Below are 16,069 nucleotides of genomic sequence, written 5' to 3' on the forward strand. Positions count from 1 at the left end.
TCGGCGCCCTGTTCCGGACTCCCGCCGGACGGTGCGGGGACCCGGCCTCCGCCGGACGGCGGGCCGCTACCCGGCGGGCCACTCTCCGGCGGCCACCACCTGGCCGGCCGTGACCTGAGGAGGGTTGGGGAGCAGGGACGCCAGGTGCTCCCGCACGAAGTCCGCAGCCCTCCTGACCGATTCATCGGCCCCGGCCCGGTCCTCGTAGACGCTGGTGGACACCATCACCCCGTCCCCGGCGTCGACCCAGTAGTAGGCCACGAACCCCGGCACCCGACGGAGGAGGGGCACGAACCCCTCGTCCACCAGGCGCCCCGCCTCGGCGGGGTCGGTCACCCCTTCGTAACGCCGGATCACTGCATACATGGCTGGTCTCCGCTACGTGTCGAGGAACGGGATCTGGCCGGAAGGGCGGGGCATTCGCAGGATCTTGCCGCCTGTGTCACTTTCCGTAGCTGTATCTCACTCACCGTAGCACGCGCTTCCCGGAAAATTGCGATGCCCCGGCGCCGTCCTCTCCCTAAACTCGCCGTACGCGCTGCCGCAGGGCACCGCGCGCCTCATGCCGAGTCAGAAGAGAAGGGGAGCAGCGCCATGTGCACGTACCGCACCGCCGCCTTCGCTCCCCCGTCCCGGTACGACGTGATCCCGGTGTCTCGTGACGCCCGGTGCCGGCTGCGCGGCCGTCACCGTATGCCCGTGACGCACCTTTAGGTCCCGTCCCTCCTCCGCCTTTCGTACGCCGCCGCCCGCCCGGGCCCGCTCCGGGCAGGACGGCCGGCCACGGCTGCCGGTCGCGGGCCAGGGGCCGACGTCAGGGAATTCGCGCCGCCCTCTTCATCTCCGCATTCGAAAGGCCTCGGGCCATGCGCGCCAACGGACGCCCCCTCAACACCACTTCCACCGCCCTCACCGCGGTCCGCAACCTGGGCATCCTCGCCCACGTCGACGCCGGCAAGACCACGATCACCGAACGGATCCTGTTCGCGACCGGTGCCATCCACAAGCGCGGCGAGGTGCACCACGGCACGACCGTCACCGACTACGACCCGCAGGAACGTGACCGCGGCATCACCATCTTCGCCGCGGCCGTCAGCTGCGCCTGGGGCGGGCACCACGTCAACCTGATCGACACCCCCGGGCACGTCGACTTCTCCGACGAGGTGGAACGCTCTCTCCGGGTGCTCGACGGAGCGGTCGCCGTCTTCGACGCCGTCGCCGGGGTCGAACCGCAGAGCGAGACGGTGTGGCGGCAGGCCGACCGGCACGGCGTGCCGCGGATCGCGTTCGTCAACAAGCTGGACCGGGCGGGCGCCGACCTCGACACCGCCGTCGCGTCGATCCGCCGACGCCTGGACGTCGTACCCCTGGTGGTACAGCTGCCCATCGGTCAGGAGGACGACTTCACCGGGGTCGTCGACCTCGTGACCATGCGTGCGCTGCGCTGGCGGACCGGTTCCGCCGACTTCGATTCGGGGCCGGTCCCCGAACCGCTGCGGGAGGAGGCAGGCCGGCGGCGCAGACTGCTGGAGGAGACGGTGGCGGAACTCCACGCCGAGGCGCTGGAGGAGTTCTGCGCGGATTCCGCGCTGAGCGACGGAACTCTGGCCCGGGCCCTGCGCGAGCTGACGCTGCGTGGGGACGGCGTCGTGGTGCTGTGCGGCTCGGCGTACCGCAACCGCGGGATCGAACCGCTGCTGGACGCGGTCGTCGCGTACCTGCCCGCGCCCGCCGACATGCCGCCGGTGCGCGGTACGGCGGACGGCGCGGAGCAGGAACGCGCCCCCGACCCGGCGGAGCCGTTCACGGCGCTCGCCTTCAAGGTGACGGCCACGGCGACGGGGCGGCTCACGTACCTGCGGGTCTACGCGGGCACCCTGCGCAAGGGCGCGACGGTACTGGACGCGGCCACGGGCCGTACGGAACGGGTGGGCCGGATCCTGCGGGTCCAGGCCGACCGGCACGAGGACAGGGAGGAGGCGGTGGCCGGTGACATCGTCGCCGTGATCGGGCTCAAGTCCGCCCGGGCGGGCACGACCCTGTGCGCCCCCGGCGCGCCGCTCGTGCTCGAACCGCCGACGGTGGCCGAGCCGGTGGTGTCGGTGGCGGTGGAGGCGCGCGGCAACGCCGACACCGGCCGGCTGGCGACGGCGCTCGCGCGGCTGGCGGAGGAGGACCCCTCGCTGGTGGTGCGGTCCGACCCGGAGTCGGGGCAGACCGTGCTGTCGGGGCTGGGCGAGCTGCACCTGGAGGTGGCGGTGGAGAAGATCCGCCGCGGCCACGGGGTGGACGTCGTCGTGGGCCGCCCGCAGGTCTCGTACCGGGAGACCGTCGTGCGCGGGGTGACCGGCCTGGTCCACCGGCACGTCAAACAGGACGGCGGGGCGGGCCAGTTCGCGCACATCGTGCTGGACGTCGAGCCGCTGGAGGAGCCGGCCTTCGAGTTCCGCTCTACGGTGGTCGGCGGCCGGGTGCCGCAGGAGTACGCGCGCGCCGTGGAGGCCGGCTGCCGGGACGCGCTCGTCGCTGGCCCGCTGGGCGGGTATCCGGTGACGGGGCTGCGCGTCACGCTCACCGACGGGGCGACCCACTCCAAGGACTCCTCGGAGATGGCGTTCCGGGCGGCGGGCCGGTTCGGGCTGCGCGAAGCGCTGCGGCTCAGCACGGTGGAGCTGCTGGAGCCGGTCGTGGAGGTCACGGTGAGCGTTCCGGAGGACGGCGTCGGGGGCGTACTGGGTGACCTGGCGGCCCGTCGCGGCCGGGTCTCCGGCCAGGCCACCGAGGCCGGCAGCGCGGTGATCACGGCGACCGTGCCGCTGGCCGAGCTGTTCGGGTACGCGTCCCGGCTGCGGGGCCGGACCCAGGGCCGGGGCGTCTTCACCACCAGGCCGGCCGGTCTGGCGCCGGTACCGGCCTCGGTGGCGGGTGGCCTGCCGGCCCGGTGACGGGTGACCACTGCCCCGCCCTGCCTCCCGGCTCCGGGAGGCAGGGCGATGCGGGGCGGGGCGTGCGGTGTGCAGGGGCATGACGGGGCGTGCGGCGTGCACGCCCCGGTGCACCGCCTATGCTGCTGCGGGTGAACAGCTTCGAGCCGGTGCGGGACAATCCGTACCCCGACAGCCACGTCCTCGGCGAGGGTCCGGATCCGCATCCGCTGCTCCTGCCCGTACTGCCGCTGCTGGGTCGCTGGCACGGCCGCGGCCGGGGGGGGTACCCGACGCTGGAGCAGGACTTCCGCTACGAGCAGGAGGTCGCCTTCAGCCATGACGGACGCCCCTTCCTGCGCTACGAGGCCAGGGCGTGGCTGATCGACGGGACCGGGGCCCCGGTCCGCCCGGCGGGGCGCGAGGCGGGGTGGTGGCGGGTGACCCCCGACGCCTCGCTGGAGGTCGTACTCGCCCACCCCACCGGCATCGTGGAGACCTATGTGGGGCGGGTGTCCGGCTCGGAGTTCGAGATCGAGACCGAGGACGTGTCGCTGACCCCGCTGGCGAAGGAGGTCACCGGTACGCGCCGCCGGTACACCGTCACCCCGGAGGGGGAGCTGACGGTCGTTCACGACATGGCCGCGGTGGGCCGGCCGCTCCAGCACCACCTGACGACGCACCTGCGCCGACGCGCCTGAGGCGGTTCACCCGGCTGCGCGGCACGGGCTGCGAGGGCTCCGGCACGCGCCGACGCATAGTCGAGGCAGGCCCGGCCCGGTGCCGAGAGGCCGTGCCGACGCGCCGTGCGTGCTGTGCTGTGCTGTGCTGTGCCGGAGGGAGCGATCGTGGTGGACGTGGGACGGCGCGCCGCGCTGGCGGCGCTGCTCGCCGCAGGACTCCTGCCGTGCTCCGGCGCCCGGGCCGCGGCCGGCGCCGCTTCCCCGACCGGTCCGCGCCCTCCGGCCTCGCTGCTCGGCGGTGAGATCCGCCGGCTGCCCACGTCCCGAAAGGTCGTGGCGCTCACCTTCAACGCCGCCTGGGACGAGGCCGGGATCGACACGGTCCTGGCGGAACTGCGGCGGCGCGGGCTGCCCGCCACCTTCTTCCCGACCGGCGCCTTCGCCGACGCGCACCCGGCGGCGGTACGGGCCATCGGTGCCGCGCACGGCCTGGGCAACCACTCGTACGGGCACCCGTACTTCGACGGGCTCAGCACGGCCCGGCGGACGGAGGAGGTACGGCGCGCCGACGCGGCGATCCGGGCGGCCTCGGGCGCCGTGCCCCTGCCGTTCTTCCGTTTCCCCTACAGCTCCACCACTCAGGACTCCGTGGCGGACGTCAACGACCTGGGTTACGCGGCGATCGAGTTCACCGCGGACACCAACGGCTATCTCGGCCCGCGGGGTGGCATGAGCGCGGAGGCCGCCGCCGAGCGGGCCATCGACGCCCTGACCCCCGGGGCGATCATCCAGATGCACGTCGGCAGCAACGGCGACGGCATCGTCCTCGACGCCGAGGCCCTCCCCCTGATCATCGACGCGGCCGAGGCCGAGGGCTACACGATCGTCGACCTGCGCGATTTCCTGGTGCCGTAGCCCGGGGCGCGGCAGTACGGGGGTGAAGCGACCGTGCGCTGCGCCGGGGGCTTGACCTCAAGCGAGGTTCAGGTCGGAGGCTTGTGTGCATGCCGGCGGCCGTACGGCGGCGCGGTACTTCACACGTTGGGGGAAGTCTCATGTCGAGCAGTGCAGTTCCGGACTCCGGTTCTTCCGTCGGGGCCGTGGCCTCGGTCCGCGGTTCCGGATTCGGCTGGTGGAAGGTGCTGGTCACCGGCGCGGTCGGCGCGGCCGTGGTCAATCTGATCGTTTTCGCCGTCGCCAGGCTGGCCGGTGCTTCGCTGGTCGTGGTCGACGGCGGCGCGCAGCACCCGATCACGGTCGGGGGCGTCATCGGCTCCTCGGTCGTCCCGTTGGTCGTCGGGCTGGGTGCCGCTCTGCTGGCGGCCCTGTGGAAGCCGGTCTTTCTGCGGATCGCGCAGTACGTGGGCAGCGGGCTGGCGCTGCTGTCGGTCGCCGGCCCGCTGTCGGCGGACGCCGACGGCGGCACCGTCGCGGCCCTGTCCCTGATGCACATCACCCTCGGCGTGGCGGTCTTCACCACCCTGGAGCTCCGCCGCCGCCACGGCCTCCACCGCCGTCACCCTTGAGCGCATCCCGGCCGCGGACCCGTACGACCGTCCGCGGCCGGACGCCGACGGACGGTCCCGGGGAAACCCGGTGCGCGGTGGGGCGCGGGAGCGCGTAAGGTCTCCCTGTCGATCAGGGGGAAAGGGTGTTCATGCAGGTCAGAAGTAGACGCGGGTTCCTGGGTGCGGCCGCGGCCATCGTCGTTGCGTCGTCCGTCGGTTCCTGCACCGGGCGGGGCCCGCGGGGCGACCACCCGCTCGACGTCTCGGCGGACGCGGACCTGCCCGCCGCCCGGGAGTCGCTGGCCCCGGACGGCACCACCATCGTGATCGGCAACCCGTCCGCTCCCCTCTCGGTCCGGATCTACGAGGACCTGAGCTGCCCGGCCTGCGCCGATTTCGAGCTGGACGGCAACGGGCCCTACCTGAAGCAGGCGGCCCGCAACGACGCGCTGCAGCTCCAGTTCACCTTGGGGTCCTTCCTCGGCCCGGGGTCGAAGTACGCCGCGAACGCGCTGCGCGCCGCCGTGGACCAGGGCAAGTTCGCCGAGTATCACGAACTGCTCTACCGCCACCAGGCGAAGGTGCGCAGGTCGGGCGGCTTCACGCGGGACCGGCTGCTGACCCTGGCGGGGAAGGTCCCGGGCCTGCGCGGCCCGGAGTTCGACGCGGCCGTGCTGGAGACGAAGCACCGGGAGTTCGTGGAGGCCTCCGACGAGGCACTCGACAAGTCCGAGGTCGAGGGCACCCCGACCATGGCGATCAACGGCGCTCTGGTCCGGACGGACAGCCGCGGTCTCTACGACGACCGCGACCGCCTCTACCGCCGTCTCCGGAAGGCATCCGCCACGGCGTAGACCGCCGCGCCCACCACGCCGCGCGCGCTGTCCGTTGGGGTCGTGTGTCGTCCGCCGCCAGTACCCGGGCGACGAAGCCCTCCGGTCGGCGCGCGCCCGGTAGCCGAGGAGCGCACGCCACAACCGTAGGACGGCGGAGCTGTCGAGCGTGACCGGGTCCGCGGCCAGGCCGGGGGAATGCACCGCCTCGAACACCGGCCGGGCCGGTTGAACGCGCTTGCGGGTGCGCCCCGTAGTAGCCGTCCGTGACCGCGCCCAGGCCTACGTACGGTCACCCTCCACCGCCGGCACGGCACTTGGGACGGTGCAAAGCGGCGGGTTTCGGCAACTGGCGGGCCCCGTGGGGAAGCCGGTGGGCAGCGGGGCCGGTTTCGGGGGCGCGGACCCTCACCCCTCGTGACGAAGGGAATTCAGCAGGTAGTAAATAGGTGAATTCCTGACTGAATTCCCGTCAACAAGCTTCCACATCATATCTCGATTTGATAACAACCCGCCCGGAAAGGACTGGACCTTTCCTGCGCAACGCGCGTAACTCCCCTGCTTTTATTGCAAGTTGAGTGTTCGTCAAATCATGCCGACAGGTAACGGAATGATTTCTCGGACCACGCTCCCGTTTGTCCGAATTCTCCGCGGCATTCGTCTGGCAGGCTTCCGCGCACCCCACTAGTACGACAACGATTTGAGGTGCCCATGACAGGACGTCGCAGACGCGCTGCCACCCCCCACCGCCGCAAACCCCGGCGGTTGATACTCGCCACCGCCGCCGTGGCAGCGGGTGCGGTGATAGCCGCAGGCATCGCCTACTCCGGGCTCGGCGACGGTGCCCAGGCAGCCGACACCGTCGAGGCCGCGGCCTCCGCTCCGGCCGCCGCCCCCGCGCGGGACCAGGAGCCGGAACCCCTTTCCGCAGCACCCGCCAATGAGAACGCCCGCGGCATGATCTACGACGGCCTGCAGCCCGCCCCCAAGGGCGACCGCTGCGTGGGCGTCTACCGCACCGCGGACGGTCACTGCACCCACGGTCCCGACGCCCCGCCCAAGGGCGTCGACATCACCAAGGACATCCCGCCGGCCGTCAAGGAGACGGCCCCGGCGGCCGATCCGGCCAAGCCCTCCACCGACGACCCGGCCAGCAAGGAAGGCGGCGGGCGTCCTCAGGACGCGCCTGCGGCCGACGCCGCGGGCACCAAGGACGCCGCGCCTCAGCCTGCCGCAGCGGAGGGCGGTCAGGCCGTCGCCGCGGGCCCCGCGGGCCAGACCGTCCAGTGCGACGGCGACGGCAGCACCGGCAACCGCGTGCAGGTCGTGTACGTCCACGCCCCCGGCAAGGACCGTTACTCCGAGTACGTCGCGTCGTTCCGCAAGTGGGCGGCCGACGCCGACCTCATCTACTCGGCGAGCGCCAAGGAGACCGGCGGCGTCCGGCACATCCGCTACGTCACCGCCGCGGACTGCACCCCCACCGTGCTCAACATCGAGCTCCCGGCCAACGCCCTGGCCGAGTTCAGCGCGACCAACAACGCGCTGGCCGCCAAGGGCCTCGACCGCCGCGACCGCAAGTACATGATCTTCGCCGACAGCCAGGTCTACTGCGGCATCGGCACCTTCGCGGGCGACGAGCGTCCCGGCCAGGCGAACCAGAGCAACTTCGGCCCGTCCTACGGGCGCACGGACTCGGGCTGCTGGGGCGGACACACCGCCGCGCACGAACTCGGCCACAACCTGGGCGCGGTCAACAACAGCGCCCCGAACACCAGCCGCGGCGCGCACTGCACCGACGAGTACGACGTCATGTGCTACTCGGACACCCCGTACTACCCGAAGATGCGCAACATCTGCACCAACCAGGCGTCCGAGAACATCCTGGACTGCAACCACGACGACTACTTCCACACCAGTCCCAAGCCGGGCAGTTACCTGGCCACGCACTGGAACATCGCCGACAACCAGTTCCTGATGAAGAACAAGGGCGGTGGCGGCGGCACGGACCCCGGTCCCAACCCGGACCCGACGCCCACGAAGAAGCCCAGCCCCACGCCGACGAAGCAGCCCACCGGCGGACCGACCGCGACCGCGGCCCAGATCCAGTCCGACTCCGTCGTCGTGAGCTGGCCCAAGGTCGAGGGCACCGCCTGGTACCAGGTGATGCTGAACGGCAAGCACCTGGCCTGGGTCCAGTCGCAGGTGCTGCGCATCTACAACCTCCAGCCCAACACCTCGTACTCGGTGACCGTCTCGGCCCGTGACGCCTCCGGCCGCGACAGCGGTGCCGGCAAGGCCGCGACGTTCCGTACCACCGGGGCCGGCGGCGGGGCGACCACCCCGGGCAGCCGCTACACGCTCGGCAACGGCAGCACCGGCATGGCCGCGGAGGTCTGGGGCGGACGCACCGCCGACGGCACCGTGCTCGTCGGTGGCCGCGCCAACGGCTACGCCCAGCAGCAGTGGTACTTCGACGACGCCGGCAACGGACAGGTTCGCATCAAGTCCGCGGTCTCCGGCAAGTGCCTCCAGCCGGGCGGCTCCCCCGCCCCGGGCATGTGGGTCTCCCAGCAGCCCTGCGACAAGAACAACGGCGCGCAGGCCTGGAAGCTGACGTCCCGCGGCAGCGCGGTCACCGTCACGGACCCGAGCGGCGGCTTCGCCCTCACCGTCAGCAACCGCCCGTACTACGGGAACTGGCTGCTCGACCTCCAGCGCGCGGACGGCCGCGCGGCGCAGGCCTGGACCGTCCAGAAGTCCGGCTGAGCACTGCCGCCACGCCCGGCGCCCGGGCGCAACCCACGCCCGGGCGCCGGGATCACCCCGTGACGCCGTGATCCCGCGCCGGCGGACGGCCGCCCCGTGCGGCCGTCCGCCGGTTTCCCCTCATCTCGACCGGAGCACCCGACGATGCGCATAAGAACCGCTCTCTCCGCCACCCTGGCCGCACTCGGTCTCATGTTCCTGCTCCCCGCTGCGGCCCATGCCCACGGAGACACCCTGAAGGTGGTGGTGACCGGACAACGCGCCGGCCACGTCACCACCGACATCACCTGGGAGAACGACGGGGACGCCGTCGACGAGACCGTCGCCGCCACCGTGAACGCGGTCAGCGTCGACGGCTCCCGCACGATGGGCCCCTGGCGCCTGGTCCGCGACCCGGCGGCCGCGCCCGCCGGCTGGACCACCGCCGAGATCCTGCCACCCGGTACGTGGAAGGTCAGCGTCGAAGTGGGCTTCCCCGCGCTCGGCAAGGGTGAACTCGAAGTCGGTGTACCCGTGGTGGATCCGGCTCCGGCCACCGGCGGAGCGACCACCGGCGCGGGGACCACCGGCGGTGGTGCCACCTCCGCCACCGGCGGCACTCCGGCCGTCTCGGCCCCGACTCCCGGCTCCGCCTCCGGTTCCGATGCCGCCGCGACGGCCGCGGACGCCGCCTCCCCCACTCCGGCTCCTTCCGGGACGCAGGCGGTGTCCGACTCCGAGGGCGACGCCGTCTGGTGGACCACGGCGGGTGTCGCGGTGACCGCGCTGGCCGGAGCGGGCGTCGGCCTGCTGCTGCGCCGGCGCCGGATGCGCGGCGCGTGCCGCACGTCGTAGCCGGTCGGCAACGGGTCGGGCCGGGCTGTGCGAGCCCGGCCCGACCTGTACACGGCGGCTACCGGGCGGTGGGCTCGCGGCCCGGTGCGTAGCGTGCCGTGTCGCCCGCGCCCGCGGCCCCGGACGGCCTGACCACCACCGATGGCCCGTGCGGGAACCCTGGTGGCGGATCACGCGTCGTACCGGGCGACGTCGTGCCCATGGTGCGGGACGGAACGGTCCAGGACGGGTGGGCGGGACAGTGACAAGGCGGACGGGCGGCGCCACGGCCCACGGTGAGGCCCACGGTGAGGCCCGTGGTACGGACAGCGGCGCGGGCGGCGATGTGGGCAGCAATGTGGGCGGCGGTGCGGACGGCGGTGTCGTCGGCACCGTGCGGTGCGCGGGCCGGTGGCGGGTGGCGACCGGGGCCGGGCGCGGGCGCGTCGTCGCCTCGCTCGCGCTGCTGACCGCCGCCGTGCCGGCGTTCCACTCCGCCGTGCCCAACGCGGTGGGCCGCCTCGGAAGCCTGCTGGAGGCGTTCCTGCCCTGGTTCGGCCTGGTGGTCCCGGCGCTGTTCGTGGCGGCGCTGGTACGCAGGTCGGCCGTCGCGCTGGTGGCCCTGCTGCTGCCCGTGCTCACCTGGGTGTGGCTCTTCGGCGGCCTGCTCCTTCCCGCGGAGGGCGGTCCCCACCACCTCACGGTGGTCCAGCACAACGTCAGTGACGAGAACCCGGACCCGGCGGCCACCGCGACCGCCCTGGCGGCGGCCTCGCCGCAGCTCATCGCCCTGGAGGAGCTGACGCCCTCCGCGCTGCCCGTCTACGAGGCGGCCCTGGCGTCGCGGTATCCGTACCACGCGGTCGAGGGCACGGTCGGTCTCTGGTCGGCGTACCCGCTGAGGGGCGTACGGCGGCTGGACATCAGGCCCGCGGGCATCGGGGAGGGCTGGAGCCGCGGCCTCCGCGCCGGGGTGACCACCCCGCAGGGTGAGATCGCCGTGTACGTCGCCCACCTGCCCTCGGTACGGATCCGGCCGTCCGGGTTCGCCTCGCAGCTGCGGGACGAGAGCGCGCTGCTGCTGGGCGCGGCCGTCGCCGCCGAGCCGGTGGACCGGGTGGTCCTGCTCGGAGATCTCAACGGCACCGTGGACGACCGCGGACTCGCCCCCCTGACCTCGCGGATGAAGACTCCCCGACGCGGGTTCGCCCTCAGCTGGCCCGCGTCCTTCCCGGTCTCCCGGATCGACCAGGTCCTGGTGCGTTCGGCGAGCGTCGCCGGGATCCGCACGCTGCCCGCCACCGGCAGCGACCACCTGCCGGTGGCGGCCCGCATCACCTGGAAGCCGGCAACCGGCTCATAGCCGGATCGCGATCATGACGGTGAGCGGACGCAGGCGCTGACCGACGAACGGCGACAGCCAGGTGGACGGCGTTGGCGATCCGGACCGATCTCCTTACTCGGCCGCCGCTGCGGGGTGCGCGGGACCGGCGCGGTCCGGGGGGCTTTCGGCGTCTGCGGGGGCGTCCAGCAACTCCGGCCCGTTGTTGCGCACGTTGTTGACCGCCGTCGACACGGGACGCACGTCGAGGCGGCCGCCCCCGGGTGCGGCGAGCAGGGCGCGCAGGGCGTCCGCGTCCTGGTGCGACGGGTCGAGCCAGGCCTCGTAGTCGGCGGGGGCGAGCGCCAGTGGCATCCGGGGATGGACGCGGCCGGCCGCGTCGGTCGCCTCGGTGGTGATGATCGTGCAGGTCGCCCACCATGCCGCCGGGTCGTCGCCGTCGGCGACACCGGGGTCGCGCCAGAACTCGTAGAGCCCGGCCATCGCCATCACGGCGCCGTCCTCGGGGCGGATGAAGTACGGCTGCTTGTACGCCTTCGTCCCGGCCGAGGCGGGGACGGCCTGCCACTCGTAGAACCCGTCCGCCGGCAGCAGGCAGCGGCGCTTGGCGAAAGCGCGCCGGTACGCGGGCTTCTCGTGCACCGTCTCCACCCGCGCGTTGATCATCTTCGCGCCGCCGGACGGGCTCTTCGACCACGACGGCACCAGGCCCCACCGCAGGGGGCGGAGGCGGCGCTCCAGCAGCCCGCTCTCCCGGTCGGCGCGCTCCAGCACCGCCCAGACCGCGTCGGTGGGGGCGACGTTCCAGCTGGGCTCCAGCGCGTCGCCCGGGTCCGGTGGCGAGGCCCGGAAGAGGCCGGAGAGGTCTTCGGGACCGCGGGTGGAAACGTATCGGCCGCACATGTCTTCCACCCTGCCACCTGTGGCGCCCTTGCGTCGGCCGCCCCGCGAAACCCGCGCCGCGCAGGCTGGTGGACACGCCCTACGCCGGCGGCGGACCGGCATCCTCCGGCCGCTGCACCCGGTGGACACGCAGGGCGAGTTGGAGCTCCAGGGCCCGCTCGGGGCGCTGCCAGTCACGGCCGAGCAGCCGGCCTATCCGGTCCAGGCGCTGCACCACGGTGTTGACGTGCACGTGGAGGGCCTCTGCGGCCCTGGCCTGGCTCGCGCCCTCGTCGAAGTAGGTGGCGAGGGTGTGGAGGAGTTCGGTGCCGCGCTTCGCGTCGTAGTCGAGCACGGGCCCCAGGGTCCCCCGCACGTAGCCGCCGAGGTCGGTCCGGTCGCCGAGCAGCACACCGAGGAAGCCCAGGTCGCCCAGGGCGGCGCCGGAGCCCTCCCGGCCCAGCGCCCGCAGGGCGGTCCGGCAGCGCAGGGCTTCGGCGTGGGCGCCGGGGAACCGTCCCGGCGCCGTGACCGGGCCGGCGGAGCCGACCGTGACGGGGCAGGCGAGGGCCTGGCCCAGTTCGCCCGCGAGGCTCGCGGCGCCGGGTCCGGGGTGCTCGGTGGGGAGGATGAGGACCACGTCGTCGTGGTGCAGCCCGGCGAGGCCCTTGCGGGCGTGCGCGATCCGGGCGGCGGCGGACAGCAGCCGCTGCCGGGGGGCGGCGGCGCAGTGCAGGACGAACACCCCGTGCGGGTGGTCCGGGTTCACGCCGACCCGGCGGGCGCGGGCGGGCAGGCTCGCCGGGTCGGCGGCGCCGGTGAGGAGGTCGCCGAGGAGTTCGCCCCGTACGCGGTCCTCCGTCTCGGCGACCGAGCGGCCCTGGAGCAGCAGCAGGGCCGTGACGACGGCGGCCCGCTCGAAGAGGCGGCGGTCGGCGTCGCCGAGGTCGGGGCGGCCGGTCAGGGCGATGCTGCCGAGCAGTTCGGGGCCCGCGAGGACGGCGCACACCCAGGTGCCCTCGGCGGGCACGGCGCGTCCGCCGGCCCGGGACGCGGTGACGGCCCGGGCGGGCGGCCGTCCGGAATCGGTGCCGGAGCGGGCGAGTTCGGTGCCGTCGGCGTCGTGGATCAGGGTGCCGCCCTGCAGGACGGTGCCGATGGCAGTGGCGACGTCGCCGATGCCGGCGCCGCGCAGCACCAGATCGGTCAGCCGGTCGTGGGCGTCCTCGGCCCGCCGCATGGCGTCGCTGTGCGCCTCGATGGTCCGCGAGGCCTCGTTGAGGTCGACGAGCGCGCTGCGGGTCTCGTCGAGCAGACGGGCGCTGTCGATGGCGATGGCGGCGTGGTCGGCGAGGGAGGACAGGAGGGCCACCTCGTCCGGGGTGAAGGTGCGGGCGGTGCGGTCCGCCGCGTACAGGACGCCGATCACCCGGGTGCCCAGGCGGAGGGGGACCCCGAGAATGGCCCGTAGTCCTTCCTCCGTGACGGCGCCGTCGATCGTCGCGGTGTGCCGGAAGCGCCGGTCGTCGCGGTAGTCGCCGGTGGAGTAGGGGCGGGCCGTCTCCGCGACCAGACCGCCGAGGCCCTCCCCCATACCGAGGCGGACCTGCTGGAAGGCGGCGGAGACCGAGCCGTCGGTCACCCGCATGTAGGTGTCGCCCGCGTCGTCGTCGTTGAGGGACAGATACGTCACGTCCGTGCCGAGAAGCAGCTTGGCGCGGTGGACGATGGCCTTCAGTACGGCGTCCAGGTCCCTGAGCCGGGCCAGGTCCCCGGCGGTGTCGAAGAGCGCGGCGAGTTCGGCCTCGCGGCGGCGGTGCTGGGTGAGCGTACGACGGATGCGGAGCGCGACCCGGGTGGCCTCGGCGACCACGGCCGCGTCGGCGTCTTCGAGATGGGGGCCGCGGGCGGGGGCGGCGGGCGGTGCGAACTGCTCGGCCGGCGCGCCCCGGTCGAGCAGGTCCAGCAGGTGGTGCAGATGCCGCAGCGCTGTCCAGGACGGCCCGATGCCGGTGCCTGTACTTGTGCCAGTGCCGGTGCCGGTGCCGGTGCTCGCGGTGTTTCCGGTGGTGGGCATCGGGTGCTCTCCGTCGTGGTGGTGGACTCGGCCGGGCGTCGCGACAGCGGGAACTGCCGGGCGCCGGCCCCGGCACCGGCAGTTCCCGCTGGGTGTTCAGTTGTCGGCCGGCACCGCTCCGTACCCGGTTCCGCGCGGGGTGGGAACCGTTCCGCCCGCCGGGGCGTGTTCGCGGGCCAGGCTACGCCCGCGGGTCTCCTTGGCGACCAGCACGGTCAGCGTGGTGACCGCTGCCGCCGCGCCCAGGTAGATCGAGACCGGTACGGAGGAGTCGTAGTCCTGGAGCAGGGCAACGGCGACGATCGGGGCGAGCGCGCCGCCGACGACGGACGCGAGCTGGGATCCCATCGAGGCACCCGAGTAGCGGACTTCGGTGGCGAACATCTCCGAGATGAAGGCGGCCTGCGGTCCGTACATCGCGCCGTGCAGGAGCAGCCCGACGGTCACGGCCGCGACGATCACCGGGAAGGACCTGGAGTCGAGCAGGGCGAAGAACGCGAACGCCCAGCCGATCATGCCGACGGAGCCGATGAGGGTGACGGGGCGGCGGCCGATCCGGTCGGAGAGGGCGCCCCACGCCGGGATGGCCGCGAAGTGGACGGCTGAGCCGATCAGGACCGCGTTCAGGCCGTCGCTCTTGGGCAGCCCGAGGTGGCTGGTGACGTAGACGAGGAGGAAGGCGGTGATGACGTAGTACGAGATGTTCTCGCCGAGGCGGGTGCCGATCGCGGTCAGGACGCCGCGCCAGTTCGTACGGAACACTTCGGTCACGGGCGGCTTCGCCTCGACGCCGGCGGCGGCCCGCCGCGCTGCCCTGGCCTGTGCCTCCAGGAAGACCGGGGACTCGGAGACGGATATCCGGATCCACAGGCCGATCATCACCAGCACTCCGGAGAGCAGGAAGGGGATGCGCCAGCCCCAGGCGAGGAAGGCCGCCTCGGACTGCACGGCGGCGAGGAGGGCGAGGACGCCGGTGGCCAGCAGGTTGCCACCGGGTGCCCCCGCCTGGGGCCAGGAGGCCCAGAAGCCGCGGTTCCTGTCGTCACCGTGCTCGGAGACGAGCAGCACCGCGCCGCCCCACTCCCCGCCGAGCGCGAACCCCTGGATCAGGCGCAGGAGGGTGAGCAGGACGGGGGCGCCGACGCCGATGCTCGCGTGGGTGGGCAGCAGGCCCATGGCGAAGGTCGCGCCGCCCATGAGGAGGAGGCTGAGGACGAGGAGCCGCTTGCGGCCGATCTTGTCGCCGTAGTGGCCGAAGACGAGCCCGCCGAGGGGGCGGGCCGCGAAGCCGATCGCGTAGGTGAGGAAGGCGAGGAGGGTGCCGACCAGCGGTTCGCTCTCGGGGAAGAACAGCTGGTTGAAGACCAGCGCGGCGGCCGAACCGTAGAGAAAGAAGTCGTACCACTCGATGGTGGTGCCGATCAGGCTCGCTGCGACGATTCTCCGGATTCCGGTTGACGATGGTGCGGCTGTTGCAGGGGAGGTCATGTGCACCACTTCCGGGGTCTGCGGGGACGCTTGCTGTGGCCACACCGTAGAAGCCCGCAGGTCGGCGGCGTATGTGGCGGGACAGCACATTCAGGCACCACCTTGTGTACGCAACCACCACACCGTCGCCGTGGACCTGCTGAAGGCTTCCGGAACGCCCCGCGAAGACCCGCCGCAAACGCGTGGATCAAGCCGTTTTGCACCCCGGTACTGACTCCCGTGCTGGTTCGGTGCTGACTACGCAGCGTTGAACTCGGTCATCCCGGGCGGATCGGATCGACGCCACCCGCCGGCGACGCGGCCGACCGGACGAAACCGGTCGGCCGCCGGGCGTGAGGCCGCTTGGACCACGGTCTCGAACTCGAGAGGCAGGCTCAGCTCGGTCTCGCGCGTGAAGACCGATTTGATCAGGGCCCTCAGCCGTCCCGGGGCGTCCGGCGTCACGTGCGTACGTCTCATGGGTGATGCGCGGATCCCGGTGCCCGAACCACTCGGCCATGTCCGTTACTGGTACGCCCTTGGACAGTCCCGCCGAGGCGAAGAAGTGGCGCAGCCAATGCGGGGTGATCCTCCTGGTGATGCCCGCGCTCTGCTTGGCCTTACGCCACAAGCGGATGCGGGATGGCCTGGGCGACGACTGTCTTGGGTGTGGCGCTGGTGCCTTCATGCTGTGACTCATGGACCGAAGGCCGACAGCGTGCTCACGTCCCCGTCCCCACAGGCAGACGGCGCATTACCGCCGGAAGCCTG

Annotated in this window: 13 protein-coding genes; 8 read left to right on the forward strand and 5 right to left on the reverse strand. The window is 73.0% G+C overall.

Features of this window, described 5'->3' with window-relative positions:
* Positions 1 to 66: 66 nt before the first annotated feature.
* The gene (locus NRK68_RS01655; RefSeq protein ID WP_183066054.1) at positions 67 to 366 is read right to left on the reverse strand and encodes a hypothetical protein; all 300 of its coding nucleotides are present in this window, start codon (positions 364 to 366) and stop codon (positions 67 to 69) included.
* Between the two features lie 500 nt (positions 367 to 866).
* Here NRK68_RS01655 and fusA point away from each other — a divergent pair, with 500 nt between their 5' ends.
* The 8 genes from fusA (at position 867) to NRK68_RS01695 (ending at position 10,893) form a co-directional block, all read left to right on the forward strand.
* A complete protein-coding gene (gene fusA / locus NRK68_RS01660) occupies positions 867 to 2,945 on the forward strand; it encodes an elongation factor G (RefSeq protein ID WP_183066053.1) in 2,079 nt (692 codons plus the stop codon).
* A gap of 131 nt (positions 2,946 to 3,076) precedes the next feature.
* Positions 3,077 to 3,625 carry a nitrobindin family protein gene (locus NRK68_RS01665; RefSeq protein WP_257854550.1) on the forward strand — a complete coding sequence of 183 codons (549 nt, stop codon included), beginning with the start codon at positions 3,077 to 3,079 and terminating at the stop codon, positions 3,623 to 3,625.
* A 147-nt stretch (positions 3,626 to 3,772) separates the two neighbouring features.
* Complete coding sequence (locus tag NRK68_RS01670) at positions 3,773 to 4,522, forward strand: polysaccharide deacetylase family protein (protein ID WP_257854552.1); 750 nt, start codon at positions 3,773 to 3,775, stop codon at positions 4,520 to 4,522.
* A 140-nt stretch (positions 4,523 to 4,662) separates the two neighbouring features.
* A complete protein-coding gene (locus NRK68_RS01675) occupies positions 4,663 to 5,133 on the forward strand; it encodes a DUF6069 family protein (RefSeq protein WP_183066050.1) in 471 nt (156 codons plus the stop codon).
* A gap of 131 nt (positions 5,134 to 5,264) precedes the next feature.
* Positions 5,265 to 5,969 (forward strand): thioredoxin domain-containing protein, encoded by a 705-nt coding sequence (locus NRK68_RS01680; RefSeq protein WP_257854556.1) that lies wholly within the window; start codon positions 5,265 to 5,267, stop codon positions 5,967 to 5,969.
* A 744-nt stretch (positions 5,970 to 6,713) separates the two neighbouring features.
* Positions 6,714 to 8,717, forward strand: coding sequence for an RICIN domain-containing protein (locus tag NRK68_RS01685; protein WP_257854559.1), 2,004 nt, complete (start codon positions 6,714 to 6,716; stop codon positions 8,715 to 8,717).
* A 144-nt stretch (positions 8,718 to 8,861) separates the two neighbouring features.
* Entirely contained in the window at positions 8,862 to 9,551 is a 690-nt protein-coding gene (locus NRK68_RS01690) for a hypothetical protein (protein WP_183066048.1), read from the forward strand.
* 397 nt (positions 9,552 to 9,948) lie between these two features.
* Positions 9,949 to 10,893, forward strand: coding sequence for an endonuclease/exonuclease/phosphatase family protein (locus NRK68_RS01695; RefSeq protein WP_257857742.1), 945 nt, complete (start codon positions 9,949 to 9,951; stop codon positions 10,891 to 10,893).
* Between the two features lie 93 nt (positions 10,894 to 10,986).
* Here NRK68_RS01695 and NRK68_RS01700 read toward each other — a convergent pair whose 3' ends face one another.
* The 4 genes from NRK68_RS01700 to NRK68_RS36895 all read right to left on the reverse strand — a co-directional run bounded on the left by NRK68_RS01700 (position 10,987) and on the right by NRK68_RS36895 (position 15,998).
* On the reverse strand, positions 10,987 to 11,775 hold the full coding sequence (locus tag NRK68_RS01700) for an SOS response-associated peptidase (RefSeq protein WP_257854560.1): 789 nt from the start codon (positions 11,773 to 11,775) through the stop codon (positions 10,987 to 10,989).
* A gap of 79 nt (positions 11,776 to 11,854) precedes the next feature.
* Complete coding sequence (locus tag NRK68_RS01705) at positions 11,855 to 13,831, reverse strand: helix-turn-helix domain-containing protein (protein WP_257854562.1); 1,977 nt, start codon at positions 13,829 to 13,831, stop codon at positions 11,855 to 11,857.
* Positions 13,832 to 13,927: 96 nt separating this feature from the next.
* Positions 13,928 to 15,319 carry an MFS transporter gene (locus tag NRK68_RS01710; protein WP_257854564.1) on the reverse strand — a complete coding sequence of 464 codons (1,392 nt, stop codon included), beginning with the start codon at positions 15,317 to 15,319 and terminating at the stop codon, positions 13,928 to 13,930.
* Positions 15,320 to 15,506: 187 nt separating this feature from the next.
* The gene (locus NRK68_RS36895) at positions 15,507 to 15,998 is read right to left on the reverse strand and encodes a tyrosine-type recombinase/integrase (protein ID WP_373023447.1); all 492 of its coding nucleotides are present in this window, start codon (positions 15,996 to 15,998) and stop codon (positions 15,507 to 15,509) included.
* Between the last annotated feature and the right edge of the window lie 71 nt (positions 15,999 to 16,069).

The organism is Streptomyces yangpuensis (assembly GCF_024666385.1).
In the GTDB taxonomy this organism is placed as follows: domain Bacteria; phylum Actinomycetota; class Actinomycetes; order Streptomycetales; family Streptomycetaceae; genus Streptomyces; species Streptomyces yangpuensis.

Coding starts and splice junctions, on each gene's coding strand:
- NRK68_RS01690 (WP_183066048.1), top strand. CDS start 8,862: ATGCGCATAAGAACCGCTCTCTCCGCCACCCTGGCCGCACTCGGTCTC.
- NRK68_RS01675 (WP_183066050.1), top strand. CDS start 4,663: ATGTCGAGCAGTGCAGTTCCGGACTCCGGTTCTTCCGTCGGGGCCGTG.
- NRK68_RS01705 (WP_257854562.1), bottom strand. CDS start 13,831: ATGCCCACCACCGGAAACACCGCGAGCACCGGCACCGGCACCGGCACT.
- NRK68_RS01680 (WP_257854556.1), top strand. CDS start 5,265: ATGCAGGTCAGAAGTAGACGCGGGTTCCTGGGTGCGGCCGCGGCCATC.
- NRK68_RS36895 (WP_373023447.1), bottom strand. CDS start 15,998: ATGAGTCACAGCATGAAGGCACCAGCGCCACACCCAAGACAGTCGTCG.
- fusA (WP_183066053.1), top strand. CDS start 867: ATGCGCGCCAACGGACGCCCCCTCAACACCACTTCCACCGCCCTCACC.
- NRK68_RS01710 (WP_257854564.1), bottom strand. CDS start 15,319: ATGACCTCCCCTGCAACAGCCGCACCATCGTCAACCGGAATCCGGAGA.
- NRK68_RS01700 (WP_257854560.1), bottom strand. CDS start 11,775: ATGTGCGGCCGATACGTTTCCACCCGCGGTCCCGAAGACCTCTCCGGC.
- NRK68_RS01655 (WP_183066054.1), bottom strand. CDS start 366: ATGTATGCAGTGATCCGGCGTTACGAAGGGGTGACCGACCCCGCCGAG.